17 protein-coding genes are annotated in these 26,101 nt (G+C 69.3%); 6 read left to right on the forward strand and 11 right to left on the reverse strand.

Annotation, left to right across the window (positions count from 1 at the left end):
- Positions 1-124 precede the first annotated feature (124 nt).
- Together TSO5_RS20915 and TSO5_RS20920 are read right to left on the reverse strand one after the other, a co-directional pair.
- On the reverse strand, positions 125-1,306 hold the full coding sequence (locus tag TSO5_RS20915) for an acetyl-CoA C-acyltransferase (RefSeq protein ID WP_109153371.1): 1,182 nt from the start codon (positions 1,304-1,306) through the stop codon (positions 125-127).
- A gap of 43 nt (positions 1,307-1,349) precedes the next feature.
- Positions 1,350-2,522, reverse strand: coding sequence for an isovaleryl-CoA dehydrogenase (locus TSO5_RS20920; RefSeq protein WP_109153372.1), 1,173 nt, complete (start codon positions 2,520-2,522; stop codon positions 1,350-1,352).
- Between the two features lie 299 nt (positions 2,523-2,821).
- On the opposite strand from TSO5_RS20920, the gene TSO5_RS20925 reads away from it, so the two are divergent.
- A complete protein-coding gene (locus tag TSO5_RS20925) occupies positions 2,822-3,829 on the forward strand; it encodes a bile acid:sodium symporter family protein (protein ID WP_109153373.1) in 1,008 nt (335 codons plus the stop codon).
- A 7-nt stretch (positions 3,830-3,836) separates the two neighbouring features.
- Here TSO5_RS20925 and TSO5_RS20930 read toward each other — a convergent pair whose 3' ends face one another.
- Complete coding sequence (locus tag TSO5_RS20930; RefSeq protein WP_247870855.1) at positions 3,837-5,225, reverse strand: hypothetical protein; 1,389 nt, start codon at positions 5,223-5,225, stop codon at positions 3,837-3,839.
- A 26-nt stretch (positions 5,226-5,251) separates the two neighbouring features.
- Positions 5,252-6,358 carry a hypothetical protein gene (locus tag TSO5_RS20935; protein ID WP_109153375.1) on the reverse strand — a complete coding sequence of 369 codons (1,107 nt, stop codon included), beginning with the start codon at positions 6,356-6,358 and terminating at the stop codon, positions 5,252-5,254.
- A gap of 436 nt (positions 6,359-6,794) precedes the next feature.
- Between TSO5_RS20935 and TSO5_RS20940 the strand changes: the two genes are divergently transcribed.
- On the forward strand, positions 6,795-7,199 hold the full coding sequence (locus TSO5_RS20940; RefSeq protein WP_085084143.1) for a 6,7-dimethyl-8-ribityllumazine synthase: 405 nt from the start codon (positions 6,795-6,797) through the stop codon (positions 7,197-7,199).
- A 38-nt stretch (positions 7,200-7,237) separates the two neighbouring features.
- Here TSO5_RS20940 and TSO5_RS20945 read toward each other — a convergent pair whose 3' ends face one another.
- Together TSO5_RS20945 and TSO5_RS20950 are read right to left on the reverse strand one after the other, a co-directional pair.
- Positions 7,238-9,709 carry a PAS domain-containing protein gene (locus TSO5_RS20945; protein WP_247870856.1) on the reverse strand — a complete coding sequence of 824 codons (2,472 nt, stop codon included), beginning with the start codon at positions 9,707-9,709 and terminating at the stop codon, positions 7,238-7,240.
- 120 nt (positions 9,710-9,829) lie between these two features.
- Positions 9,830-10,741 carry a LysR family transcriptional regulator gene (locus tag TSO5_RS20950; protein ID WP_109153376.1) on the reverse strand — a complete coding sequence of 304 codons (912 nt, stop codon included), beginning with the start codon at positions 10,739-10,741 and terminating at the stop codon, positions 9,830-9,832.
- Positions 10,742-10,816: 75 nt separating this feature from the next.
- Between TSO5_RS20950 and TSO5_RS20955 the strand changes: the two genes are divergently transcribed.
- Positions 10,817-12,046, forward strand: a complete 1,230-nt coding sequence (locus TSO5_RS20955) for an MFS transporter (RefSeq protein WP_109153377.1) — start codon at positions 10,817-10,819, stop codon at positions 12,044-12,046.
- A gap of 6 nt (positions 12,047-12,052) precedes the next feature.
- Complete coding sequence (locus tag TSO5_RS20960; RefSeq protein WP_109153378.1) at positions 12,053-12,598, forward strand: GNAT family N-acetyltransferase; 546 nt, start codon at positions 12,053-12,055, stop codon at positions 12,596-12,598.
- Here the strand turns inward: TSO5_RS20960 and TSO5_RS20965 are convergent, their stop codons facing one another.
- A complete protein-coding gene (locus TSO5_RS20965) occupies positions 12,599-13,327 on the reverse strand; it encodes a helix-turn-helix domain-containing protein (RefSeq protein ID WP_109153379.1) in 729 nt (242 codons plus the stop codon).
- 157 nt (positions 13,328-13,484) lie between these two features.
- Here TSO5_RS20965 and TSO5_RS20970 point away from each other — a divergent pair, with 157 nt between their 5' ends.
- Entirely contained in the window at positions 13,485-13,937 is a 453-nt protein-coding gene (locus TSO5_RS20970) for a DMT family transporter (protein ID WP_109153380.1), read from the forward strand.
- 22 nt (positions 13,938-13,959) lie between these two features.
- Here the strand turns inward: TSO5_RS20970 and TSO5_RS20975 are convergent, their stop codons facing one another.
- Positions 13,960-14,214: a hypothetical protein gene (locus tag TSO5_RS20975; protein WP_109153381.1), complete on the reverse strand. Its 255-nt coding sequence runs from the start codon at positions 14,212-14,214 to the stop codon at positions 13,960-13,962.
- A gap of 538 nt (positions 14,215-14,752) precedes the next feature.
- On the opposite strand from TSO5_RS20975, the gene TSO5_RS20980 reads away from it, so the two are divergent.
- Positions 14,753-19,582: an NAD-glutamate dehydrogenase gene (locus TSO5_RS20980; protein WP_109153382.1), complete on the forward strand. Its 4,830-nt coding sequence runs from the start codon at positions 14,753-14,755 to the stop codon at positions 19,580-19,582.
- A 376-nt stretch (positions 19,583-19,958) separates the two neighbouring features.
- Here the strand turns inward: TSO5_RS20980 and TSO5_RS20985 are convergent, their stop codons facing one another.
- From TSO5_RS20985 to TSO5_RS20995, 3 genes are all read right to left on the reverse strand, one after another.
- Positions 19,959-21,086, reverse strand: a complete 1,128-nt coding sequence (locus TSO5_RS20985) for a glycosyltransferase family 9 protein (RefSeq protein ID WP_109153383.1) — start codon at positions 21,084-21,086, stop codon at positions 19,959-19,961.
- Positions 21,083-23,719 (reverse strand): tetratricopeptide repeat protein, encoded by a 2,637-nt coding sequence (locus tag TSO5_RS20990; protein ID WP_158282466.1) that lies wholly within the window; start codon positions 23,717-23,719, stop codon positions 21,083-21,085. Before TSO5_RS20990 ends, TSO5_RS20985 begins: the two co-directional genes overlap by 4 nt.
- Positions 23,720-24,285: 566 nt before the next feature.
- Entirely contained in the window at positions 24,286-25,107 is an 822-nt protein-coding gene (locus TSO5_RS20995) for a MarR family transcriptional regulator (protein WP_109153385.1), read from the reverse strand.
- Positions 25,108-26,101 lie beyond the last annotated feature (994 nt).

A 26,101-nucleotide genomic window follows, 5' to 3' on the forward strand; every position in this document is an offset into this window, starting at 1 on the left:
GCTGTGCCCCCTCCCCATCCCTCCCCCTCTTCGAGGGAGAGGGGGTAGGAGCTTTGCGGGAGTACAGCGGAGTTCCCTCTCCCGCGAAGCGGGGGAGGGTTAGGGAGGGGGCAAGCGCCCGCCCTTACACCCGCTCCACCGCGATCGCCGTAGCCTCGCCGCCACCAATGCACAGCGACGCCACACCGCGCTTCAGGTCGTACTTCTCCAGCGCCGCCAGCAGCGTCACGAGGATCCGCGCGCCCGAAGCCCCGATCGGGTGCCCGAGCGCGCAGGCGCCGCCATGCACGTTCACCTTGTCGTGCGGCAGGTCGAGGTCGCGCATCGCCGCCATGGTCACCACGGCGAACGCCTCGTTGATCTCGAACAGATCGACGTCGCGGGCCGACCAGCCCACCTTCTCGAAAAGCTTCTGCATCGCGCCGACCGGCGCGGTGGTGAACAGCGCCGGCTGCTGGGCGTGGTTGGAATGGCCCTTGATCTCGGCGATCACGCGCAGGCCGCGCTTCTCGGCCTCGCTGCGGGTGGTGACGATCAGCGCCGCGCCACCGTCGGAGATCGACGAGGAGTTCGCCGCCGTCACCGTGCCGTCCTTGGCGAAGGCCGGCTTCAGCGTCGGGATCTTCTTGGCATCGCCCTTGCCCGGCTGCTCGTCGGTATCGACCAGCGTGTCGCCCTTGCGGCCCTTGACCAGAACCGGCGCGATCTCCGCCTTGAAGGAGCCGTCCTCCACCGCCTTGCGGGCGCGGTTCAGGCTTTCGATGGCGTAGTTGTCCTGCGCCTCGCGGGTGAAGTTGTAGCTGCTGGCGCATTCCTCGGCGAAGGTGCCCATCAGGCGGCCCTTCTCGTAGGCGTCCTCCAGACCGTCGAAGAACATGTGGTCCAGCACCTTGCCGTGACCCATGCGATAGCCGCCGCGGGCGCGGTCCAGCAGATACGGAGCATTCGACATGCTCTCCATGCCGCCGGCCACCACCACCTTGGCCGAACCGGCCTTGATGACGTCATGGGCGAACATCACCGCCCGCATGCCCGAACCGCAGACCTTGGAGATGGTGGTGCAGCCCACCCCCTTCGGCAGCCCGGCGCCCAGCGCCGCCTGGCGCGCCGGGGCCTGGCCCAGACCAGCCGACAGCACGTTGCCCATGAACACCTCGTCCACCGCGTCTGCCGGCAGGCCGGAGCGTTCAAGCGCCGCCTGGATGGCGACGCTACCCAGCTGCGGGCCGGTCAGGCCCATGAGGTCGCCCTGGAAGCCGCCCATCGGCGTGCGGACGGCGGCGGCGATGACGATGCTGTCGGTCATGGTGGTCTGTCCCTTTCCCTCTGTGCCTTGTTGCCGAACCGCTTTACGCGGTCTCTTTGAACAGTTCGCGCCCGATCAGCATGCGGCGGATCTCGCTGGTGCCGGCGCCGATCTCATAGAGCTTGGCGTCGCGCAGCAGGCGGCCGGTCGGGTACTCATTGATGTAGCCGTTGCCCCCCAGCGTTTGAATGGCCTCCAGCGCCATCCAGGTCGCCTTTTCGGCGGAGAACAGGATGGCGGCGGCGGCGTCCTTGCGGGTGGTCTCGCCGCGGTCGCAAGCCTTGCAGACGGCGTACACATAGGCCTTGGCGGCATTCATGATCGTGTACATGTCGGCGATCTTGCCCTGCATCAGCTGGAACTCGCCGATGGACTGGCCGAACTGCTTGCGGTCGTGGACATAGGGGATCACCACGTCCATGCAGGCCTGCATGATGCCGAGCGGACCGCCGGACAGCACCGCGCGCTCGTAATCCAGGCCGGACATCAGAACGTTCACGCCGCGCCCGACGCCGCCCAGGATGTTCTCCTCAGGCACCTCGCAGTCCTCGAACACCAGCTCGCCGGTGTTGGAGCCGCGCATGCCCAGCTTGTCCAGCTTCTGCGCCACCGAGAAGCCCTTGAAGGTCTTCTCCACCAGGAAGGCGGTGATGCCGCGCGGGCCGGCGTTGATGTCGGTCTTGGCGTAGATCACCAGCGTGTCGGCGTCGGGACCGTTGGTGATCCACATCTTGGTGCCGTTCAGGACGTAGCGGTCGCCCTTCTTCTCGGCCCGCAGCTTCATCGACACCACGTCCGACCCGGCGTTCGGCTCCGACATCGCCAGCGCGCCGATATGCTCGCCGGAGATCAGCTTGGGCAGATAGCGGCGCTTCTGCTCCTCGTTGCCGTTCTTGCGGATCTGGTTGACGCAGAGGTTCGAATGGGCGCCGTAGCTGAGGCCGACGGAGGCCGAGGCGCGCGACACCTCCTCCATCGCCACGACATGCTCCAGATAGCCCATGCCGGCGCCGCCATATTCCTCGTCGACCGTCACGCCGAGGATGCCGAGGTCGCCCATCTTGCGCCACAGCTCGTTGGGGAACTCGTTGGTCTGGTCGATCTCGGCGGCGCGGGGGGCGATCTCATTGGCGGCGAAGCTCCGCACCGAATCGCGCAGCATGTCGGCCGACTCGCCGAGGTCGAAATTCAGGCTGGGGTACTGGTTGGACAGCATGGACGTATCGCTCCCCTGGGAAATCATCCGTTCTTTGACCATACGTTACCGTATGGCGAGGCGCGCCGCAAGGGGGTACTGAGCAGGGACGAAAGTTGACCGATCCCAGGAGTTTGACCGCTTTTCGCAGTCGCGGCACATTTCCACATCGTGGAAGACTCCGGACCGGTGCCGATTTTCCCCAATCTTTTCAAGGCAGCCATGCATGTTGAATACTGTATTCCAGACCGGAGAAGGCCGTTATAAGAGAAGCCAATGCGTTATGTCCGGCCAGTGATAACGATTTGGGGGACCAACCAATGATTCGCGTGCCTCGCCCGAACCTGGACGGCTTCACCATGGCGCTGGTGGCGACCGTCGGTCTGGCGACCGTGCTGCCGGTGCATGGGCAGGCCGCCCAGGGTGTGCATTGGCTGGCGGAGGCGGCGATCGCGCTGCTGTTCTTCCTGCACGGCGCCCGCCTGCCGCGGGAAGAGGTGGTGGCGGGCATGGCGCATTGGCGCCTGCATCTGCTGATCTTCAGCCTGACCTTCGTCGCCTTCCCGCTGATCGGCTGGGCGGTGGTGGAAACGCTGCCGCACAGCCTGCTGCCGCCGGCCCTGGCGATCGGGGTGCAGTTCCTCTGCCTGCTGCCCTCCACCGTGCAGTCCTCCATCGCCTTCACCTCGATGGCGCGGGGCAATGTGGCGGCGGCGGTGTGCAGTTCCACCCTCTCCAACATCTCCGGCATCCTGATGACGCCGCTGCTGGTGGCGTTGTTCCTGAAGGTGCAGGGAAGCGCGCTGTCGCTCGACACGCTGCAGACCATCGCGGCGCAGCTCCTGCTGCCGTTCGTCGCCGGTCAGCTTCTGCGGCGCTGGGTCGGCGCCTGGGCGGCGCGGCACAAGACGATGCTGCGCTTCACCGACCGCGGCTCGATCCTGCTGGTCGTCTATCTCGCCTTCAGCGAGGCGGTGGTGAACGGCCTTTGGCATCAGGTGCCGCCGGCCGCCCTGGGCATGGTGGTGCTGATCGACGGCGCCATCCTGGCGCTGTTCCTGATCGGCACGACGCTGCTCAGCCGCCGCCTGGGCTTCTCCCGCGCCGACGAGGCGGTGATCGTCTTCTGCGGCTCGAAGAAGTCGCTGGTCAGCGGCGTGCCGATGGCCGGCGTCCTGTTCGCCCCCGCCACCGCCGGTCTTGTTCTGCTGCCGGTGATGGTGTTCCACCAGATCCAGCTGATGGTCGGCGCCATCCTGGCCCGCCGCTACGCCGATGAGAGCGCGGCCAAGGACGAGGCGAGGGACGCCCTGCCGGCGGCGTCGTAATCGCCCCCTACTCCTCCGCGAACTCCCCCGTCGCGGCCATGATGGCGGTGCGGAGCTGGTCGGCCTTGGCGGGGCCGGCGACCAGCTCCAGCAGGCGCAGGGCGTAGAACAGGCTGATCTCCGCCGTTTCCGCATCGTCCGGGTCGCCGGCCGCCTTGGGATACTGCGCCAGCAGGGCGTGCGCCTTCGCCATCAGCCCCTTTTCCATCGACGCCATCGCGGTCTTCAGCGGCTCGTGCAGGCTCAGCGCGTCGGCCAGCCCCTCGCAGCGGCGCAGCGCGCGGGCATGGTCCTCGGCCGCCGCCTGGGCGTCCTCGTCCACCGCGGCGGGGCGGCCGTTCTCGACCGGAGCCGGGACGGCGGTCAGGATGCCGCCGGACGCGGTGTCGAGCACGGTTCCGGCCACCATCGTCCGCACCGCCGTCTTCACCGCCTCCAGCCGCTCGCGATAGACCGGCTCGGCCAGGAAATCCATGACGGCGGAGGTGGTGTTGACGCTGGCGACCAGCCGCTCGGCGATGGCGATGGCCTCCTCCGGCGCGATGGCGGCGGCGGCCCCGCCCGGACCGGCGCTGTAGCCGTTGCCGTCCAGCCGGGCCGACCGCTCCTCCAGATTGGTGACCACCAGCCCGCTCAGTTGGGCGAAGATCACCGGCTGCTCGCGCCGGGCCTTGCCGAAATCCAGATCGTTCAGCACCGTCAGCAGGTCGGCCGGGTTCGCCATGCGCGAGGCGGCGGCCAGCAGCAGGTAATAGACCAGCCCGGTCGATTGCCGCGCCACCGCCTGGACCGCCTGCTCGATGGCGCCGGCATGCTCGTCCCCCAGCGCCGGCAGCGGCTTCGGCGCCAGCGCGTCCTTCAGCGATTCCACCGTCAGCCCGATCTCCAGAAAGGCGGCGATGTCCAGCACCTGCCGCTGCAATTCCTCGTCGCCATGCAGCACGCGCCACAGCGCATGCCGGGCGCCGTCCTGCTCCACCGCTCCCCGAATGGCCTGGGCGGCCATCGGCCACAGCCGGCGCCCGATGTTGCGCAGCGCGTTGAGATTGCCGGGCGCCGTCTCCTGCACCTGCCGGTCGAGCTGGTCGATCAGGGCGGTGTCGCCGCACTCCGTCACCAGCGTCCACACCGGGTCGATCACCCGCCGTTCGATGCGGCCCAGCGGCACGTCGACGCCGCTGAAGCTTTCCAGCACATCCTCGAACGGCATGCACAGCACGCGCTTCAGCGTGGGGCGGCGCCCGGGGCGGACCTGAACCAGCCGCGGGCGGATGGCGGCGAAGGTCTGGCGCACGTCGGGATGGTCGCGCACCCGCTCCAGCAGGCGGACCACCTCGATGAACTTGTCCTCAGGGATGTCGAACAGCTTGGTTTCCAGCCCCGGCAGGCGGTCCACCTGCCCCTTTTTCTCCGCCCCTCCCGTCATGGCAGGCGCGCTTTCACCGCCTCGATCCGGCGGATGGCGTCGATGTCCATCTGGCCGGTGCGCCAGTCCTCCAGCATGCGGACGGAGCGGCGGTGGGCCAGCTTGACCTGCTTGGCATCCTCGACGAAGTCGCGGCTCGTCTCCTTGCGCGGCAGCAGCGGCAGGATGCGGAACAGGTCGTTGACGGTCGCCGCCTGCTGGTGATGGTCCTCGGCCTGCGCCACCTCCCACGCCCCGGTGATGTGGCTCCAGCCGTCGAGCAGCCACGCCATGCGGCCGGCCTGGGCGCGCACGCGCAGGATCTCGATGTCCCAGTCACGCATCAGCGGCCCGATGGCCTCCACCCGCCGGTGGAAGTCGCCCAGAACCTTGTCGCCGATGCCGATGGTGTGCTGCGCCACCTCGGCGCAGAACTCCGCCACCGGGGCGGCGTCGCTCGGCACGTCGCGCGCCCATTCGGTCATGCTGTCGCGGAAGCTCTTGAGGTCGTTCAGCCCGCGCGTCAGCCGGCCGGGCCTCGGCGAATGCGCCAGTCCGACCGGGGCGGCGACCGCCGCGATGTCGGCCAGCCGGGCATAGAGCAGCGTGGCGTCCATGCGCAGGCTTTCCGCCGCGCGGGTCATCAGCTGGCGGGTCAGCCGCTGCCCCTCGTCGGTGTCGATGCCGGCCTTCAGCATCTCCGGCGATTCCAGACCCACCGCCTTCAGGATCGCCAGGATCAGCAGGTAGTGGGTCAGCGTGCTCTGCTCCTCGTCCTCCTCCAGGGCGCGGCGGGCGGCCTGCGCCGCCTGCGGCCCGGCAAGCCCGCGCCGCGCCGCCTTCAGCGTCGCCCGGCGGATCTCGTGCGGGGAGCAGGCGTCCTCCTTCACGATCAGGTCGTGCAGATAGCGGTCGTGCATGGTCATCGACACCATGTCCGGCACCGCCTTCCAGGCGACGACATAGATGCCCATGCCCTGCGACAGGCTGGGGATCAGCACCTCGAGCTTCGACCGCTCGCCACGGCGCACACGGGTCTGGGACAGCAGCGGCGTGGTGAAGGCCACCGCGGCCCCCCGCTCCTCGAAGGTCGACGGCGCGTATTCGATCGCACCTTTCAACATGATTGCCGTTCCGGATTCGCCTGGTCGTTCTCTTGGGCTGACGACACCCCTGTTGGCTCCCCCGCCTCCAGGTCCGTCACAACCGCAACGCCCTCATCATTACATGGTCGTAAGAAAAGCGGCGGCGACCAATTTGTGCTGAATTGTAGCGCAGTGCGACGGCCTGTCGCACTCGGCAACAGTTCGCACAAGGAGACCGTGCCTGTCCATCAGGGTTTTTCCTTGGATCCGCCTCTGCGACAGTTGGAACCTCGCCGCAATGCGGCGGGAATTACCCGCGCAACTTTATGAAGCCGACGGGAAATCTCCGTACCGATCAAGCCTCCGTCGGCACCGCGCGACTGCTCTGGCGCTTTGCGCGGACGGCCCTTGCGCTTTGCGCGACGACGCGACAGTTTGGGCGAAGGTTACACCGCGAACATGGGAGAAGCAGAGGGTGAGCAACATCGGCATCGTGCTCGGACGGTTCCACCGCAAAGAGGTGGAAGAGATGCTGGACGAGGCGCGCACCGTCGCCGCCCGCCGCGGCCTCGGCATCGTCGCGGAGGTCTGGGTTCCCGGCTCGATGGAAAAGCCGCTGGCGATCAAGCGCCTGCTGATGCGCGACGACGTCGCCGGCGCCGTGGCGCTGGGCATCATCGAGCGGGGCGAGACCGAGCACGGCAACGTCATGGGCCATGCCGTCATCTCCAGCCTGATCGACCTGCAGCTCCAGTTCATGAAGCCGGTCGGCGTCGGCATCCTCGGGCCGGGCATCAACCCGTCGCAGATCCCGCCGCGCATCCGCCCCTACGCCGCCGCCGCGGTGGACGCCTGCGCCGACCTGATCGAGCAGGGCTGACGCACGCTCCGCCGGGGGGACGGACGGCCGCCGAAGCGTCACGTCCCCCCGAGCAGCTCGCCCAGCGCGTGGCTCAGCTGGCGCGGGGTCACCGGCTTGTGGATGATGCCCAGCCCATGGTTGGCGGCGTCGCGTTCGCAGTCGGGGCCGGTCTCGCCGGTCAGGATCAGGCCGGGGATAGGGGGCTTGCCGGGATCGCCATACAGCGCGCGGATGCGGGCGACCGCGTCGGTCCCGAACTGCCCTTCGCGCAGGCGATAATCGGCGACGATCAGGTCGGGGCGCCGGCCCATCCGGCTCAACCCCTCCACCGCCTTCTGAGCGGAGCCAGCGACCAGCACCTCGTACCCCCATTCACGGAAGATCGTCTCCAGCCCCAGCAGCACGATGGCGTCGTCGTCGACCACCACGGCGAAGCGCCCGCGCCCGGTCGTCGCCGCCTCCGCCGCGGTCGCCGGCGCCTCGATGGTGCGGCCGAGCGGCAGGGCAATGACGAAGCTGGTCCCCTGCCCCGGCTTGGACTGGACGTCCACCGGATGGTTCAGCAGCTGCGACAGCCGCCGCACGATGGCAAGCCCCAGCCCCAAACCGCGGTTGCGGTCGCGCTCCGGGTTGCCGACCTGATGGAACTCCTCCCAGATGCGCTCCAGATGGTCGGGCGGAATACCGATGCCGGTGTCGCGCACCTCGATCAGCAGTCGCCCGCCGGCCCGGCGGCATTCGATGTCGATCCGGCCACTCTCCGTGTAGCGCAGGGCGTTCTCCACCAGATTGCGCACCATGCGGGTCAGCAGCGTGCGGTCGGTGCGGGCGGCGGCGCTGCAGGAGGAGACATGCAGCTCCAACCCCTTCGCCGCCGCCACCGGCCGGTACGATGCGGCGATGTGCTCGAACAGCGGGGCGACCGGCACGGTCTCGATGTTCGGCTGGACCACGCCGGCATCCAGCCGCGACATGTCGAGCAGGCTGTCCAGCAGTTCCTTCAGCGCGTCCAGCCCGCGTCCCAGATGCATCAGCGCGTTGGCGCCCTGGCTGCCCTGCACATACGGCTTCAGCACGTCGACGAACAGCAGCAGCGCCTGCAGCGGCTGGCGCAGGTCGTGGCTGGCGGCGGCCAGGAACTTGCCCTTGGCGAGGTCGGCCGCCTCCGCCGACTCCTTCGCCTGCAACAGCGCCTGCTGCGCCTGCCGCCGGGCGGTGATGTCGCGGAAATAGACGGACAGCCCGTCGGCGTTGGGATAGATGCTGACCTCCACCCAGTCGCCCAGCACGGGGGAGACCACCTCGATGGTCATCTCCCGCCCTTCGCGCACCGCCTGCTTCTGCGCCTCCAGCGACTCGCTGCCCAGCGCATTGGGGAAGGCTTCCCAGAGGCAGCGGCCCAGCAGGGTGTCGCGTGACCGGCCCCAGAGCTGTTCGGCCTTGCGGTTGATGTAGGTGAAGCGCCAGTCGTGATCGACGGCATAGAAGGCGTCGCTGATGCTCTCCAGGATCTTCACCGCCCGCTCGTGCGAGGCGCGGGCCTCCTCCTCCGCGCGCTTGCGCATCGTGATGTCGCGGAAGAAGCAGCCCACCCCTTCCGCCGTCGGCAGGTAGCGGATTTCCAGCCACAGGGTGATGCCTTCGCCGTCGAAACGCTTTTCGATGCTGGTCGGCTGGCGCTCCGTCATCGTCTTGCGGCACAGCGCCTCCAGATCCGACCCGGCGAACTGCGGCCACACCTCCCACAGGCGTCGGCCGCGTATCGCCGACAGCGACTGGCGGTCGAGCTGTTCGGCGCGGCGGTTCTGGTAGATGACGCGATAGTCGCAATCCAGCGCCACCAGCGCCTCGTCGATGCTGTCCAGGATGTCGGTGGCGCGCCGGCGCGCGTCGGCGATGGCCTCCTCCATCCGCCGCTCGTCGGAGCGGTCATGCAGGATCCACAGGAACCCCTCCTCGTCGCCCTGGAGCGGCAGGATGGTCAGCGCCCCCCAGACAGCAGCGCCGTCGCGACGACGGAAGGCGCGCTCCTCCTGGACGCGGCCCTCGGCCAGCGCACGCACCCGCAGCGCGTCGGGCACGCCCGCGGCGACCTCTTCCGGCGGAAACAGGATGTCGGCCGGCTGCCCCTGCGCCTCATCCTCCGTCCAGCCCAGGATGCGGACGGCGCCGGGATTCCAGCTGGTCACCCGGCCGGCCGGCGACAGGGTCAGGATGGCGTGGCCGGTGGCGCTGTCCAGGATGGCGCGCAGCCGCCTTTCGCTGTCGGCATGGGCGGCGCGGCTGCGCTCCAGCGCGGTGAAGGCGGTGCGCAGATCCTCGTTCAGCGCGGTGACCGTCAGCAGGTCGTCGCAGCCGGTGCAGGCGGTGGACAGCGCCGTCTGCAGCCGCGCATTCTCACGCTCCAGCTCCGCCAGCCGCGCCAGCAGTTTTGCGTCCGGTCCGGAACCCGGTTGGGCATGCCCGCCCCGCCCGCCTTCCATTCGGTTGCCGGCGGACTCGTTCGGGACGGACTGCTGCTTGGTCATAGGCGCCCAAGAAAAACGAAAGTCTCAGAAACCGAGAGTGCGCAATGACTAAAGCCGCTGTAAACCTTCCAAAAGCAATATTCCACCTGATCAAAAATGTGCGAAATTTTATCGATGTTGTTACCGCATATCGGTGATTGCCTTCACCATCGCCCGTACGCCCGCATCGAGCACTTTGTCACGCCGCAGCACCAACCCTAACTTGCGGATCAAAGGCGGCGTCAGAGGTTGAACTGCGAAGCGGTCGCAATCCTGCGGGCTCCCGACGGTGACCGACGGCAGAATCGACCGGCCCAGCCCGGCGGCGACGAGGTTCTTGATCGCCTCCACATTGCCCAGTTCCATCGCCGGGCGCGGCTGGATGCCGCCGGCCATGAACCAGCCGTCGATCACCGCGCGCATGGTCCCGCCGCGCTCGTACAGGATCAGCGTCTGGTCGGCCAGCGCCGCCGGGGCGACCGCCTGCGCCGGAGACCGGGCGCCGCCGCAGGAGCCGTCGCCGGGGCCATCTCTGGGGCCGACACAGACAAGCTCCTCGGCACAGACCGGTTCGATAGACAGGCCGGGACGGCCGGCCGGCAGGGTGACCAGCGCCAGATCGAGCGAACCGCCCTCCACCGCGTCCAGGATGTCCGGCGTGTTGCCGGTGACGACGATGATCTCCAGCCCCGGATGGGCGCTGCGCAATGCCGTCAGGATCGGCGGCAGGCGGTAGATGCAGGCGGTGGCGCCGGTGCCGATGCGCACGCGCCCGACCTGCCCGGCGCGGTGGCGGCCCATGGCGACCGCCGCCGCCTCCACTTCCTCGCGCAGCCGGCGGATGAAGGGCAGCAGGTCGCGCCCGGCCGCGGTCGGCAAGGCCCGCTTGCCCACCCGCTCCACCAGCCGCACGCCGAAGCGCTCCTCCAGATTGCGGATCTGCATGCTGACCGCCGGCTGGGTCAGGCCGAGCCGGCCGGCCGCCTCGGTGAAGCCGCCATGCTCGACGACGGTGGCGAAGGTGATGAGCTGGTCGAGATTCAGGCCGCGCATACCCCTAGTCTTCCTTATGGTTCCGATCAAATCAATAAATTTGCCTTTTTATCCGCCCTCCGCGACGGTGTGGTCATGACGACCGCCGCCATCCCCGCTCCTGCCGCCCGCCAAACCTGGCTCCTGCTGCTTTGCGCCAGCCGCTTCGCCACCTCGCTGTCCTTCATGGTCTATGCCGGCGCGCTCGGGCCGGCGATGCAGGCCTGGGGCATGTCGGCGGGGGAGGCCGGGTCGATCCAGACCGCCTTCAACGTCGGCTATGCCCTGTCGCTGGTCGGGTCCTCCTGGTTCGCCGACAGTCTGGGCGCCAAGCGCGTCTTCCTGTGGGCCAGTTGGGCGACGGCGCTGACTGGCCTCGCCTTCGCCTTCTTCGCCCGCTCGGCGGAAAGCGGGCTGCTGCTGTTCGCGCTGGTCGGGCTGACCCAGGGCGGCACCTACGCCCCGTCCATCATGCTGGTGGCGCAGGGGGTGCCGGCGGCGCGGCGCGGCGCGGCGGTGGGCTGGCTGCTGGCAGCGGGGTCGCTCGGCTATTTCGGCTCCATCGCGCTCGCCGCCGGACTGTCGGAACGCTTCGGCTACGAGGCCGCCTTCATCGCCTGCGGGCTGGGGCCGCTGCTGGCGGCGCTGCTCGGCACGCCGGGTCTGCGCGGCCGGGCCAATCTGGTGGCCGGCGGCGGAGCGCGGCGGCTGCGCGGTGCCTTCCGCTTCCTGGCCGACCGCCGCTCCCTCCTGCTGACCGTGGGCTACACCACCCATTGCTGGGAGCTGCTGGGCATGTGGGCGTGGCTGCCCGCCTTCCTCACCGCCAGCCTCGCCGAGTCCGGCGGCGCCGGGGTTCGCGGGCTGTGGATCGCCGCGGCCATCCACATCTCGGGCTTCCTGTCCTCGCTGCTGATGGGCCGCGCGTCCGACCGACTGGGCCGGCGAGCGGTGCTGATCGCGATGGGCGTGCTGGGCGCGGCCTGTTCCTTCACCATCGGCTGGATGGACGGGATGCCGCTGGCGCTCGTGCTGGCGGTGGCGGCGCTTTACGGCTTTTCGGCGCTGGGCGATTCGCCGGTGCTGTCGACGGCGATGACGGAATCGGTCGAGCCGGGCAGCCTGGGGGCGGCGCTCGCCGTGCGCTCCATCCTCGGCTTCGGCGCCGGCGGCGCGGCGCCGCTGGCGGTCGGTCTGGTGCTCGACCATGCCGGCGGCACCGGTGGTTCCGGCTGGGGCTGGGGTTTCGCGCTTCTCGGCGTCGGCGGCGGGTTAGCGACCGTCTGCGCCCTTCTTCTTCCCGCCGACCGTCCTCAACGGAGCTGAGTCATCATGCCTGCCATCATGGTGCGGGCGTCCGCCGACGCCGACATTCCCGCCATCACGACGCTCTACGCCCACCATGTGCTGCACGGCACCGCCTCCTTCGAGGAGGTCCCGCCCGACGAGGCGGAGATGGCGCGGCGCCGCGCCGACATCCTGGCCCGCGGCCTGCCCTATCTGGTGGCGGAGTGCGATGGGCGGCTGGCCGGCTACGCCTATGCCGGTCTGTACCGCACGCGCAGCGCCTACCGCTTCACGCTGGAGAACTCTGTCTATGTCGCCGAGGGCATGGGCCGGCGCGGCATCGGCCGGGCGCTGATGATCCCGCTGCTGGAGATGTGCGAGGCGGCGGGCTACCGCCGGATGATCGCGGCGATCGGCGACAGCGCCAACCACGGCTCGATCGGCCTGCACAGCGCCTGCGGCTTCCGGCACGTCGGCATCCTGCCGGCGGTGGGCTTCAAGTTCGGCCGCTGGCTGGACGGCGTGCTGATGGAACGCCCGCTGGGCGAGGGCAGCGACAGCCTGCCGACCGAGCGGTCGGCACGTCCCTGATTACGGTGCAGTCAGGACGCCGCGGCGGTACTGACCGGGCGTGACGCCAAAGGCGCGCCGGAAACAGCGGCCGAGATGGCTTTGGTCGGAAAAGCCGGTCTCCGCCGCCACATCCGCAAGCGGCTGCCCGACGCGCAGCAGGCTGCGTGCCTCGTTCAGCCTTCCCGTTAGCCGGAACATCTGCGGCGGCATGCCGTGCAGCCGGCGGAATCGGCGCGAGAAGCCTTCGCGGCTCATCCCGGCCAGCCGGGCCGCCTCGCCCACGTTTTCCCAACAGACGCCGATGAAGTCCAAAGGAAGCTGCGGCATAGCCGGATCGCACCGATACTCCTCGACCATTGCGGGGAGATCCCGCCAGCCGATGCATCCCTGCCGTCGCCATAGCTGCGCCAGTCCTGCAAATAGCTCCGCAGCCATGTAGGCATCCGGCGAGGTGTAGATGTTGAGGCCGATGACATCCGCCGATTCGGCCAACGACCGGTGCGGCGTCCCCGCCGGGATCCTCAGTCCCTCCCCCGGCCCGATCTCGAACAGTCTGTCAGCCATCACGAAACGTCGCCGTCCGGATAGGACGAAGGTCAGTTGGTCTTCGTCATGGAAATGCGGCGGCAGCGATACTTCCTGTCCGCGGACGATGCCAAGCTCGACAATTCCACCGCCAGACGCCCGCCAATACTGCCAGGGACCGGTCGGACTCACGCCGTCAGGGAACCGAAGCGATGCCGCCATGACACACTCCCCAGCCGCAAACACACCCACAGCATCGCCGACCGCGCGGCAATCCGCCAGCAAAGTGTGCTTGGCGCCGATCGGTCACATCCGTTCCAGACCGCAGTCGCCCCGGCCTGCTATCCATCGGCTGGAAACAACCGCACGGGAGTCCGGCATGACCGCCGCCTTGTCCGCAGCCTCATACCTCCTGGTCATCGGCGCAGGTGTCAGCGTCGCCCTGCAACAGATCCTGAACGCCAACCTGCGGACGGGATTGGGATCGCCCTGGTGGGCCGGATTCGTCAGCTATTTCGTCGGCATGCTGGCGATGCTGGCGGTGGCGCTGAACGCCCCCGGTCCCCGGCTAGCCGACGGCATCGGCGGAGTCACCTCCTGGCTGTCCTGGTCCGGCGGCCTGTTCGGCGCGCTGTTCGTCGGAACTGCCATCCTGATGGTTCCGCACCTGGGGGCTGCGACCGTCCTCGCTCTTATCGTCGTCGGCCAGATGCTCGGCTCGCTGACCTTCGACCATTTCGGCCTGTTCGGGTTGTCGCAGCACCCGGTCAGCCTCACCCGTCTGGCCGGTGCCGCGTTGCTGATCCTGGGCGTCATCCTGATCCGGTTCTGACGCGCTCGAATCAATCCGCGGATCAGTCCGCCCCCAGCAGCTCGTCCTGCCGAGGGCTGGGCGCCGTCGCCATCGGCACTGTCCGCGGCAGCTCCACGCTGGGCAGCCGCCACTCCACCGGCGGCGCCGATCCCGGCGTCGGCCGGTAATGGTCCAGCACGGCCAGCAGCGTCAGCAGCGCCAGAGCCAGTGCCGCCACCAGCAGCCGGCGGTCCACCCCGGCCAGAAGGCCGCTTCCGTCGTCGGGACCGGTGTTGCCGCGATCCGGCAGGGCCATGCTCAGTCCTCCCCTTTCCGTCGGCCTCGTCGTACCTGACCAGCTTGACCGATGCGGCAGAACGACGCAATGCGGCTGTTCGGCCAGGATTTTGCCGAACTTTCCACCCACGGCCGCCGGTCTGTCGCCAGCCTTGCGGAAAGCACCCCGGCGGCGTTCGGAAACGCCATTAGGTCAGCGGCACTGCCCTTATTTCCCCGCCGTTTCCCTGACCTCCCGTCGATTTGTCGGCGAAAGAGCGATCTCGCCGAATCGAGTCGGCATTCCCTCGCCTGAGTCACCCCTCCGGCCACCGCCGGATGTGGCGGGTGGGCGTTGCGCGCCTTTACCGCGGCATCATCTGTGCCGGGGATGTGAACGCGCTATGGATAAATTTGGCGGACATGTCACTGGGTTGTCCGAATCTTTGGAGAAATACCCCCAAAGGGGTGCGAATCGCCGCTTGGTCAGAAATCCTGCCGTTTATTTGCCGTCGAAATGTTGTTTGTGGGGTGGTACTACCAATCCAAAGAAAACCCGAGAGGAGACATCCACCATCATGCGTACGGCGACGAAGGACCTGGCAGGCGACTTGCGGCAGCAACTGGCCGAACTGGTGCGCAGCCGGGTTCCGAACGCGCGGGCGGAGCGCTTCGTGAAGCGCTTCTATGCCAACGTGCCACCCGACGACCTGCTGCGCGGTACGCCGGAACAGCTTTACGGCGCCGCTCTCGCCATGTGGCAGTGGGGCCAGCAGCGTGTGCCCGGCCTGCCCAAGGTGCGGGTTTACGCCCCGCGGCTGGACGAGCATGGCTGGCAGACCGAACGCTCGGTGGTGGAGATCGTCAACGACGACATGCCCTTCCTGGTCGATTCCGTCACGGCGGAGCTGAACCGGCAGGGCGTCACCGTCCACCTCATCATCCATCCCGTCACCCGCGTCGTCCGCGACGCCGAAGGCCGCATCGTCGAGCTGCTGGAGCCGGGCGAGGAGAAGGACGGCGCCCGCGACGAATCCTTCATGCACTGCTCGATCGACCCGCTGTCGGACCCGGCCGCCCAGGCCCGTCTGCGCGAGGGGATCGAGCGGGTGCTGGCCGACGTCCGCGCCGCGGTGGAGGACTGGACGCCGATGCGCGAGCGCGTGCGCAGCGCCCGCACCGACATCGCCAACGCCCCCGACGCTGAGGAGTCCAAGGAGGCCGCCGACTTCCTGACCTGGGTCGACGACGGCAACATGACCCTGCTGGGCAGCCGCCTCTACATCGCCACCGTCGGCGACGAGGGGCAGGAGCCCTGGCTGGAGCTGGTGGACGGCAGCGGTCTCGGTGTGCTGCGCAACCCCGAGATCACCGTGTTCGACGAGCATGGCCACGCCGCCGTGCTGCCGGAGGAAATCCGCGCCTTCCTGCGCCAGCCGCGCGCGCTGCTGGTGACCAAGGGCACCCGCCACGCCACCGTGCACCGCTCGGTCCCGCTGGACGCCATCCTGGTCAAGCGCTTCGACGACCAGGGCAAGGTGGTCGGCGTCACGCTGGCGGTCGGCCTGTTCACCTCCGTCGCCTACAACCGCAGCCCGCGCGAGATCCCGTTCCTGCGCCGCAAGGTCGCCCGGGTGATGGGCCGCGCTGGCTTCGACCCCGCCGGCCATGACGGCAAGGCGCTGCTGAACATCCTGGAGACCTACCCGCGCGACGAGCTGTTCCAGACCCCGTCGGACGAGCTGTTCGAAACGGCGGTCGGCATCCTGCACCTGCAGGAACGCCAGCGCCTCGCCCTGTTCGTCCGCCGCGACCCGTTCGAACGCTTCGTCTCCGCCCTGGTCTTCGTGCCGCGCGACCGCTACGACACCGCGCTTCGCCGCAAGATCCAGTCGGTGCTGGAAACCGCCTTCCACGGCACCTGCGCCTCCTACTTCACCCAGCTGTCGGACAGCGCGCTCGCCCGCCTGCACCTGATGGTGAAGACGGAGCCGGGCAAGATCCCCGCCGTCGACATCAGCGAGATCGAATCCCGGCTGGTTCAGGTCTCCCGCAGCTGGGCCGACCGGCTGCGCGACGCGCTGGTCGAGGCGCAGGGCGAGGAAACCGGCAACGCCCGGCTGCGCCGCTACGCCGACGCCTTCCCGGCCGGCTACCGCGAGACCTTCACGGCGGAAACCGCCGTCCACGACATCGACCGCATCGAACGCGCGCTTTCCGAACAGCGCCTCGGCATCGTGCTCTACCACCCGCTGGAGGCCGACGGCGACGAGCTGCACGTCAAGATCTACCACCAGGGCCGGCCGGTGCCGCTGTCCGACGTGCTGCCGATGCTGGAGCACATGGACCTGAAGGTCATCACCGAACAGCCCTACGAGGTGCGGCCCGCCGGCGGCGCCCCATCGGTCTGGATCCACGACTTCGCCGCCCGCACCCAGACCGGGCTGCCGGTGGACTGCGTCAAGGTCAAGCAGACCTTCCAGGACGCCTTCGCCGACGTCTGGGACGGCCGGATGGAGGATGACGGCTTCAACCGTCTGGTCCTGCGCGCCGGGCTGGCGGGCCGCGAGGTCACCATTCTGCGCGCCTATGCCAAGTACCTGAAACAGGCCCGCTTCGCCTACGCCCAGGACACCATCGAGGCGACGCTGTCGGCCCATCCGCAGACCGCCCGCCTGCTGGCCCGGCTGTTCGCCGCCCGCTTCGACCCGAAGAACCAAGCAGATGAGGCGCCGATCCTGGAGCAGATCGAGGATGCGCTGGACGCCGTCACCAATCTGGACGACGACCGCATCCTGCGCCGCTTCGTCAACCTGATCCGCGCCACCCTGCGCACCAACGCCTATCAGGCCAGCCCGGACGGCACGCCGAAGCCGCATCTGTCCTTCAAACTGGACAGCGGCTCGATCGAGGAGCTGCCGCTGCCGCGTCCGTGGGTGGAGGTCTTCGTCTACAGCCCGCGCATGGAAGGCGTCCATCTGCGCGGCGGCAAGGTCGCCCGCGGCGGCATCCGCTGGTCCGACCGCCGCGAGGATTTCCGCACCGAGATCCTCGGCCTGATGAAGGCGCAGATGGTGAAGAACACCGTCATCGTGCCCGTCGGATCCAAGGGCGGTTTCGTCGTCAAGCGTCCCCCCGCCCCGAGCGCCGGCCGTGAAGCCGCACTGGCCGAAGGCATCGAGTGCTACAAGACGCTGATGCGCGGCCTGCTGGACGTCACCGACAATCTGGCCGCCGACGGCTCGGTGGTGCCGCCGAAGGACGTGGTGCGCCACGACGCCGACGATCCCTATCTGGTGGTCGCCGCCGACAAGGGCACGGCCACCTTCTCCGACATCGCCAACGGCGTGTCGGTCGATCACGGCTTCTGGCTGGGCGACGCCTTCGCCTCGGGCGGCTCGGCCGGCTACGACCACAAGGTGATGGGCATCACCGCGCGGGGCGCCTGGGAATCGGTGAAGCGCCATTTCCGCGAGATGGGCACCGACATCCAGACCACCGACTTCACCGTGGTCGGCGTCGGCGACATGTCGGGCGACGTGTTCGGCAACGGCATGCTGCTGTCGAAGCACATCCGCCTGCTGGCCGCCTTCGACCACCGCCACATCTTCCTCGATCCCGATCCCGACGCAGCGTCGAGCTGGGAGGAGCGCAACCGGCTGTTCGCCCTGCCCCGCTCCTCCTGGGCCGACTACGACCGCTCCAAGCTGTCCAAGGGCGCCATGATCGTCGAACGCAGCGCCAAGACGGTGGAGCTGACGGCGGAGGTCCGCGCCTGCTTCGGCATCGACCAGGATCACCTGTCGCCGACCGAGCTGATGCGCCGCCTGCTGACGGCCCCAGTCGACCTGCTGTGGTTCGGCGGCATCGGCACCTACATCAAGGCCTCGACCGAGACCAATGCCGAGGCCGGCGACAAGGCCAACGACGCACTGCGCGTCGACGGTGGCCAGATCCGCGCCAAGGTGGTCGGCGAGGGCGCCAACCTGGGCGTCACCCAGCGCGGCCGCATCGAGGCCGCCCAGAAGGGCCGTGACGGCAAGGGCGTGCGCCTGAACACCGACGCCATCGACAACTCCGCCGGCGTCGACACCTCCGACCATGAGGTGAACATCAAGATCCTGCTGGGCGACGTCATGGCGCGGGGCGACATGACGCTGAAGCAGCGCGACACCCTGCTGGCCGCCATGACCGACGAGGTGGCGGGGCTGGTGCTGGCCGACAACTACCGCCAGACCCAGGCCCTGACCATCGCCGAGGCGCAAGGGCCGGCCCTGCTGGAGGCGCAGTCGCGCTTCATCCGCAATCTGGAGCGCAGCGGACGCCTCAACCGCGCCATCGAGTATCTGCCGACCGACGAGGAACTGGCCCAGCGCATGGCCGAACGGCGCGGCCTGACCCGACCGGAGCTGGCGGTGCTGCTGGCCTACGCCAAGATCACGCTCTATGACGAGCTGCTGGCGTCGGAGCTGCCGGACGACCCGGCGACGGTCGAGGACCTGCTGCGCTACTTCCCGCAGCCGCTGCGCGACGGCCAGCGCGAGGCGATCTTCCGCCATCGCCTGCGCCGCGAGATCGTGGCGTCGGCGGTCACCAACAGCCTGGTCAACCGCGTCGGCGCCACCTTCGTCCGCGACATGGTGGAAAAGACCGGCCTCGGCCCGGCGGACGTCGCCCGCGCCTATGCCATAGCCCGCGACGTGTTCCAGCTGCGCCCGCTGTGGGACGCCATCGACGCGCTCGACAATGTGGTGCCGGCGGCGCTGCAGACGGCGCTGATGCTGGAGACCGTCCATCTGCTCGACCGCACCGTGGCGTGGTTCCTGGCCCACAGCCCGCACCCGCTGGATCTGGGCCGCGAATCCGCCGCCTTCCGTCCGGGGGTGGAGGCTCTGGCCGCCGGTCTCGACCGCTTCCTCGACGAGGAGGAATCCTCCCGCCTCGCCACCCGCATCGCCGATGCCATCGCCCAGGGCGTGCCGGAGGATCTGGCCCGCCGGATCGCCGCCCTGCCGGTTCTGGCCGCCGCCCCCGATCTGGTGCGGATCGCCGAGCGCACCGGCCGTGCGGTGGAAGGCGTCGCCTCGGTCTATTTCGGGCTGGGCCGCCGCTTCGGCCTGGAATGGCTGCGCGACCGCGCCGCCGGCGCCAAGGTCGACAACCATTGGCAGCGTCAGGCGGTCGCCGCCATCGTCGACGACCTGTTCGCTCACCAGAGCGCGCTAACCGTGCGCGTGCTGGAAAGCGAGGGCGACGAGTCCGCCGCGGTGGACGCCTGGATCGCCAGCCGCACTCTGGTGGTGGAGCGCGTCGAGCAGCTTCTGGCCGAACTGCGCGCCCAGCCGGCGGTCGATCTCGCCATGCTGGCCGTCGCAAATCGGCAGCTGCGCGGCCTGATTGCCGGGTGATCGGCGGCTGATGGTGTCACAGGGATAGGAGACCCTCGGTTCGGACGGCCTGGCTGCACTGTCCTGCGCAGCCGGGCTTCCGGAACGCCGGTGCCTTTTCAGGCACGTTCAGGCATCGGCATTCAGTCTCCTCGCCTCGGGCGGATCCACGCACCCCGTGGATCCGCCCACTTTCTTTTTCGAAAGCAACTTTTACGATTTGTTAGCCGGGGAAGGGCTCAACCTTTATTGCCCTCTCTCAGGGAAGTCTCTGGAACAAAAGGAACTTTGCGTCATCCCCGCGAAGGCGGGGATCCAGGAAACTCCGCAGATCAGCGGCGGATGTGGCGGGATTCCCGCCTTCGCGGGAATGACGGCTGATGAAGTGTCTTTCGACTCAACCGTTACCGCCCTTCCCCACCAGTGCCAGAATGCGCCGGGCGGCGTCGGCCGGGTCGATGGCGGCGATGCAATGCGCCTCGGCCGCCAGACAGGACACGCTGCAGGGCGGCACCGCCGCCTCGGGGCGCAGCACCAGCGCGCGCCCCTCCCGTCCGCCGGTCCAGGGGCGGAAGCGTTCTGGCGCGTGGAAGTGGTTGGGATCGCCGCCGATGGGATGGCAGGAGAACACCGCCACCAACACCCCCATCGCCGCAGCCAGATGGGCAGGCGCGGAATCCATGGTGACCGCCAGCGCCGCCTCCGCCATCACCGCGGCGGCGACGCGCAACGGCGTGGCGCCGGTCAGGTCAATGGTCCGTCCCGGCAGCGCCGCCGCGATCACGCCGGCCGCCGGCCGCTCCTCCGCGGTGCCGAGCACGGCGACCCGCGCATCGAGCGTCGCAGCGACGGCGGAAACCACTGCGGCCAGCCGCTCGGCCGGATAGTCGCGGCGCGGACTGGCCGCCCCCGGTGCCACCGCGATCACCGGCCGGCCATCGGGAGGCCCGAGAAGCCGCCGCGCCTCTTCACGATCCTCCGCCGTCAGCGTCAGTTCCAGCGGACCCAGATCCGGCCGCGCCCCCAGCGCCTCCAGCAGAGCGGCGTTCTGTTCCACCTCGTGCCGCCCCGGCGGCGGGGTCAGCGCCAGCCCATAGGCGCGGTCGAAGCCCTGGTTGCCCTCCGCCTTCCACGGCGTCACCCGCTCGGAAAAGCCGGCGACCAGACGCGCCCGGCTGTTGGCGGCGAGCGTCGTCGCGCCATGGCGGTCGAAGTCGTAGCGCGGCACCAGTGCCAGATCGAAGCCGGCGCGATAGCACTCGGCGAACAGCTTCAGCCCGCCGGGACTGATGCCACGGAAGTCGATGCCGCCGCCTTCCTTGGGCCGGGGGGCGATCACCCCATCGACCCAGCGGCAGGTCACTGCCAGATCCGCCACCGCCTCGCGCACCGCCAGCAGGATGCGCGCCTGCGGGGCGGCGGCGCGCAGGCCGCGCAGGAATGGGGTCGCCATCACGAAGTCGCCGGCCTCGTCCAGCTTGACGACCAGGATGCTGCGGACGCTGCCGAGATCGCAGAAACTCATGCCCGCCCCTCCCCTTCCACATCGAACGCGGCCGGCGGCAGCCCGGCGCACCAGCGGCGCCATGCGGTGCGATAGCCGGCCTCCACCGCGCGGGCATAGCCGGCCTCGTCCATCAGCGCCGACCGCCGCATCCGCTCGCGCAGCCCCTCGCGCTGGGCGTCGAGGAAGCCACGGTCGGTCGCCAGCCGGACACCCTGCGCCAGATAGCCGTCATCGTCGCGCGTCACCAGTTCGCCCATCCCGACGGCATTGAGCAGAGTGGCGCCCCAGCGGCCGATCTTGGTCGGCCCGCTCTGGTTCAGCACCGGCACGCCCATCCACAGCGCGTCGCAGATGGTGGTTCCGCCATTGGCGAAGACGGGGTCCAGCGCCACGTCGATGGTGACGTAATCCTGATAGGGATCCGGGGTGATGCCGCGCAGCTCCAGCCGCTCCGCCGCGATACCATGCCGGGCGAAGGCGGCCAGCAGGCACCGGTCGGCACCGCCGCCACTGCCCAGCCCCCGCCATTTCAGCACCAGCCGCGCCGTCGGCACCGCCGCCAGCAGCCGCGCCCACAGCGCGATGGTGGCGGCGTTCACCTTGGTGATGTTGTTGAAGGACCCGAAGGTGACATAGCCGTTGCGCTCCAGCGGTGGCCGGTCCGGCGGCGCGAAACCGGATTCCGCCGGGCGGTAGCACAGCACGCATCCCGGCAGCCGGATCAGCGTCTCCGCATGCAGCGCATCCGCCTCCGGCGGCGCCACGCGAGGGTCGGCGATCTGGTAATCGACCGCACTCAGTCCCGTCGTGTTGGGATAGAGCGGCAGGCTGACCTGCAGCGGCGCCGGGCGGCGCGCCACCAGCGGCATGCGGTTGCGCGACATGTGGCCGCCGGCATCGACCAGGATGTCGATGCGGTCCTGCCGGATCCGGCGGTCGAGATCCTCGTCCGACAGGGCCGCCACGTCGCGCCAGCGGTCGGCCGCCGCCTGGAAACGCTCGGTGGTGGCGTCGCGGCTGCGGTCGTTGTGATAGCAGGTGACCTCCACCGCCCGCCGGTCGTGCCCCTCGATCAGCGGCAGCAGGAAATGGTAGCCCGGCCCCGGATAGCGCTGGAAGTCCGGCGACAGATAGCCGACGCGCAAACGCCGGTCCGGATCGCGGCTCTCCACCATATGGGGCGCGGCCGGAATCGCCGGCAGATACCGCTCGAAGGCGCGGTGTTCGCGGAAGACCTCCACCGGATAGGCGCGGTCGTCGAAGCACAGGCAGAACAGCATGTTGGAGCGGATCGTCGCATCGTCCGGCGCCCGGTCGAGCGCGGCGCGGAAGGCCGCCACCGCCTCCCCATGCAGCCCCAGCGCCATCCAGGCGACCCCGAGATTTGAATAGGCGAGCGCCAGTTGCCCCCCATCCTGCTCCATTTCGCCGAGCCGCCTTGCCCGCTCCAGCGGCGGAATCGCCTCCTCCGCCGCGTTGGCATCCAGCAGCAAGGTGCCGATGTTGACCCAGGCCGCCGTGTCGTCGGGCATCAGCGCCAGTGCCCGCCGGTGCCAGGACAGCGCCGCCTCCGGCTGCGAGGCCAGCTGGAAGGCGGATCCGGCATTGGCCGCCAGTGCCGCGTCGCCGGGCGCCACGCGCACCGCGCGCAGGCTCCACCGCGTTGCCCGCTCCACCCCCAGTGTCGCCCGCGCCAGCCCAAGCCCCGACAGCGCCAGCCCGGAGGCCGGCGCCAGGGCCAGCGCATGGCGGTATGCCCGCTCCGCCGCCGCGGTCCGCCGGCCATAGAGCTGCCCGGCCAGCGCCAGCACCGGCTCGTCCGCCAGCGGCTCCAGCCTCACCAGCCGCGCCAGCCAAACCGGATCGCTTTCGGAAACTCCCAGGCTCCGCACCGCCGCCGGACGCCCCGGATCCAGCGTCAGCAGCCGGCGCGCCGCCGCCAGGGCTCCCACCCCGTCGCCGACCTGCTGCCGGATCTGCACGCATTGCTCCAGCGGCTCCATCATCTGCGGCGCCAGCCCAGCCAGCGCCCGGAAGGCCGCCTCCGCCCGATCCGGCCAGCCGGCGTCGCGCAGGGCCGCCCCCCGATTGAAGGCGGCCAGCACCCGGTGCGGCTCCAGCCTCGCCGCCCGCCCATACCAGTCCGCCGCCGGCAGGAAGCGCCCGCAATCGTACAGAGCATCGCCTAGATCCGCGGCGCTCCCGGCGTCGGCCGGTTCCAGCGCCATCGCGCGCAGCAGCGCCTGCGCCGCCGGTCCCTGCTGGCCCAGCCGGGTCCACACCGCCGCCTCCATCCGCCCCAACGTCGGGTCGAGCGGCGCCAGACGGGCCGCATTGTGGAAGGCCGTCGCAGCCTCCTCCCACCGCTCCGCCGCCTCCAGCAGCCGGCCGAGATTGGCATGGAAGATCGGCTGCTTCGGATCGGCCTTCATCGCCTGCCGGATCCGCTCGATCCCCTCCGCCAGCGCTCCGGTCTGCGCCTTGATCAGGCCCGACAGGTGCAGCGCGTCCGCCTGCCTCGGCAGCCGCTTCAGCACCTGCTCGTAGAGCGTCGCCGCCTCGGCCAGCTGCCCGTTCTGGTGATGGGTGACGGCACGGGTCAGAAGCGCCTGTGCGTCGGCGGTGCCCGTCGGGCGATGGTTCGGTTTCATCCGCTGTCGGCACTCTCCGGTGGTCCGGCGGATAATGCTGGCCGCCATGGGGCGAATGCAACATTGGCGATTGATCGTCCGGCGGCCGGACAAGCGCCAGTTCGCGCTGCCGCCCGGCTAGGGCCGCTTCGCGGGCACGGGCACGGCGGCGCTGGTCCTCGGTGCGGGCGCGCAAGTGCTGTTCCTGGCGCAGCCGGCCGGCCAGCCGCTTCAGATCGTCGGCGGCGCGGCTTTCCGCCGCCGGCGGCAGGGCGCCCAGCGCCTCGCGGAAGTCGCCCAGCGTCGGAAAGCGGCTCCAGCCGCTGCGGAACCCCGCCCACACCGCCTCGAAGGCCGCCATCCAGCGGTCGGCCGGCCAGCCCGCCATCGCCCGCACGTCGGCCTCCAGCAGGTCGGCGTCCGGCAGTTCCAGCGCGAAGCGTTCGGCCAGCTTCTCCAGCCCGATCAGCACATTCTCGATGCCGATCGCCGGGGTCAGCGCGCCGATGGCCTGCTCCACCCGGTCGGCCAGCGCGCCGATCTCCTCGGGCGACAGATCCTGCATCTCGAACCGCAGATCCGCCGCCTCAAGCCTGGCCAACGAGGCGAAGGCGCAAGGCTGCAAGGGTTTCACGGTTGCGCCCGGCGGCATCGGAGACGGAATTTGCGTGTGGGGGGACTGCACGCAAGGCAGATGAGCGGCGGTCATTGCGGGGCTCCCGGCGGAATTGTGGGGCGGAGGACTGGACGGACGGCTGAGAGGCAGGTGCAGCCAATGGCTCGGCCGGCGCCACCAGCTCGCGAGCGATCCAGCGGCGCCAGGCAGCCCCCGGATCCGGGGGGCGGTAGCCATTGCGGCGGTGCGCCTTGCGGCACCAGGACACGAACTTCGCCGTCACCCGGCCGGCATCGACCTCCGGCCGCTCCAGCGCCGCCCAGGCCAGATCGGCCGCATCCGGCTGCCAGTCCGCCGGCAATGCCTCGTCCCGCCGATCCATTTCCCCACGATCCATGCTCCCACCCGAGGGGGAGGAGGAGGATTCAGGATTCTGGGATTCCAAGGAAATGCCGGCTGGCGAACTGCTGCTGTCAGCCGGCTGACAGGACATGCCGGCGGTAAAGCCCTCCATCCCCGCCAGCTGATAGGCGAAGCCGCGCAGACCCCGCCGCGGCTTGGCGCAGACCAGCGCCGCCGCCGTTTCCCGCGCCGCCTTCTCCTGCAGGCCCTTCAGCACGGCGTTGAACCAGGCGCGGCTTTGTCCCAGCTCCTCGGCCAGCTCTCCTTGCGTGGCGGTGCAGACACCGTCGCGGTCGGCATGGGCGTAGAGCGCGGACAACACCGCGATGTCGGCGGCCTGGATGCCGGGCACGGCGATCCAGCGCCTGTACATGTCGATGTATGGCTTCATTGCGTTACCCGTCTGTCGGTCGATCCGTGGACGGGCGGAGGCAAGGGAATGGCGTCAACGGACTCGCTCTTGAATCCGCTTGGCTTTGCGGGCCTGCCCTGCCATCATGGAGTCGCCAAACCGCCAGATGTGGGGTGCCCGGGTTTCCCTCGGTCTCCTCCGTCCGACACGAAGGGCCCGGAGCAATCCGGGCCTTTTGTGTTTGCGGAGGTCGGTTCTCCGTTACCGCATGCTGCTCGTTCCTTCAGAAAACACGGCTGCAAGCACCCGTGGCGCCGGCCAGCATCTGGCAAGGGCGCATGTCGATGGCGTAAGGGCGGTTTTCGCCCGTTTTTTGAAATGTGTACGTGCCGTCGCGCATCTGTCCACGGTCTTGGAAAAATCGCCAACCGGCGGCATTTCGCGGACGCCTCGCGGGATTCTCACGGCGGAATCAACCACTTGGGCTGGAGTCGCCACGGCCAGCCGCCTGCAAGTGTCGCCGTTGTGCCGAAAGATTCGGGTCCAAACGTCGCCGTTGTGCCGAAAGATTCTTGGACATCGGCAGCGTGCGACGGCCGGATCGTGGTGTCGAACGTCGCCGTTCTGCCGAATGATGGAGCGGATCTCTCCCCTCCCCCACCCTCGCCGGGATGGAATCGGCGGGGAATCGGGCGGGAATCGGCCCTTCGGTGGATCGTCCGAACGTCGCCGTTCTGCCAGTCGAAGGCCATCCACGGGGGCATTCGACCGCCATCGGGGGGTGGAGGCACCACAATAACCCAATGAAATCAGCGGATTGCCCATCGTTCCCCCCGCCCTGCCCCCCTCCGGCACGGCAGAACGCAGACGTTGGCGCCGCCATCGCCCGGCGACAGCCGGTCCGCCGCCGCGTCACCGGCCGGCATCCGCCCCCGGCCGGCAAAACTGGCAGAACGGCGACATTCGGCACCCCAATCCGCCCCGGTCACGGGAATCTTTCGGCAGAACGGCGACGTTTGGTCCGGCAGTGTGG

This window comes from Azospirillum sp. TSO5 (assembly GCF_003116065.1).
Taxonomy (GTDB): Bacteria; Pseudomonadota; Alphaproteobacteria; order Azospirillales; family Azospirillaceae; genus Azospirillum.

Bases quoted from the DNA above. Each gene is read 5' to 3' on its own strand.
- TSO5_RS20915 (WP_109153371.1), bottom strand. From the start codon at position 1,306: ATGACCGACAGCATCGTCATCGCCGCCGCCGTCCGCACGCCGATGGGC.
- TSO5_RS20920 (WP_109153372.1), bottom strand. From the start codon at position 2,522: ATGCTGTCCAACCAGTACCCCAGCCTGAATTTCGACCTCGGCGAGTCG.
- TSO5_RS20925 (WP_109153373.1), top strand. From the start codon at position 2,822: ATGATTCGCGTGCCTCGCCCGAACCTGGACGGCTTCACCATGGCGCTG.
- TSO5_RS20935 (WP_109153375.1), bottom strand. From the start codon at position 6,358: ATGTTGAAAGGTGCGATCGAATACGCGCCGTCGACCTTCGAGGAGCGG.
- TSO5_RS20945 (WP_247870856.1), bottom strand. From the start codon at position 9,709: ATGACCAAGCAGCAGTCCGTCCCGAACGAGTCCGCCGGCAACCGAATG.
- TSO5_RS20950 (WP_109153376.1), bottom strand. From the start codon at position 10,741: ATGCGCGGCCTGAATCTCGACCAGCTCATCACCTTCGCCACCGTCGTC.
- TSO5_RS20955 (WP_109153377.1), top strand. From the start codon at position 10,817: ATGACGACCGCCGCCATCCCCGCTCCTGCCGCCCGCCAAACCTGGCTC.
- TSO5_RS20960 (WP_109153378.1), top strand. From the start codon at position 12,053: ATGCCTGCCATCATGGTGCGGGCGTCCGCCGACGCCGACATTCCCGCC.
- TSO5_RS20965 (WP_109153379.1), bottom strand. From the start codon at position 13,327: ATGGCGGCATCGCTTCGGTTCCCTGACGGCGTGAGTCCGACCGGTCCC.
- TSO5_RS20970 (WP_109153380.1), top strand. From the start codon at position 13,485: ATGACCGCCGCCTTGTCCGCAGCCTCATACCTCCTGGTCATCGGCGCA.
- TSO5_RS20975 (WP_109153381.1), bottom strand. From the start codon at position 14,214: ATGGCCCTGCCGGATCGCGGCAACACCGGTCCCGACGACGGAAGCGGC.
- TSO5_RS20980 (WP_109153382.1), top strand. From the start codon at position 14,753: ATGCGTACGGCGACGAAGGACCTGGCAGGCGACTTGCGGCAGCAACTG.
- TSO5_RS20985 (WP_109153383.1), bottom strand. From the start codon at position 21,086: ATGAGTTTCTGCGATCTCGGCAGCGTCCGCAGCATCCTGGTCGTCAAG.
- TSO5_RS20990 (WP_158282466.1), bottom strand. From the start codon at position 23,719: ATGAAACCGAACCATCGCCCGACGGGCACCGCCGACGCACAGGCGCTT.
- TSO5_RS20995 (WP_109153385.1), bottom strand. From the start codon at position 25,107: ATGAAGCCATACATCGACATGTACAGGCGCTGGATCGCCGTGCCCGGC.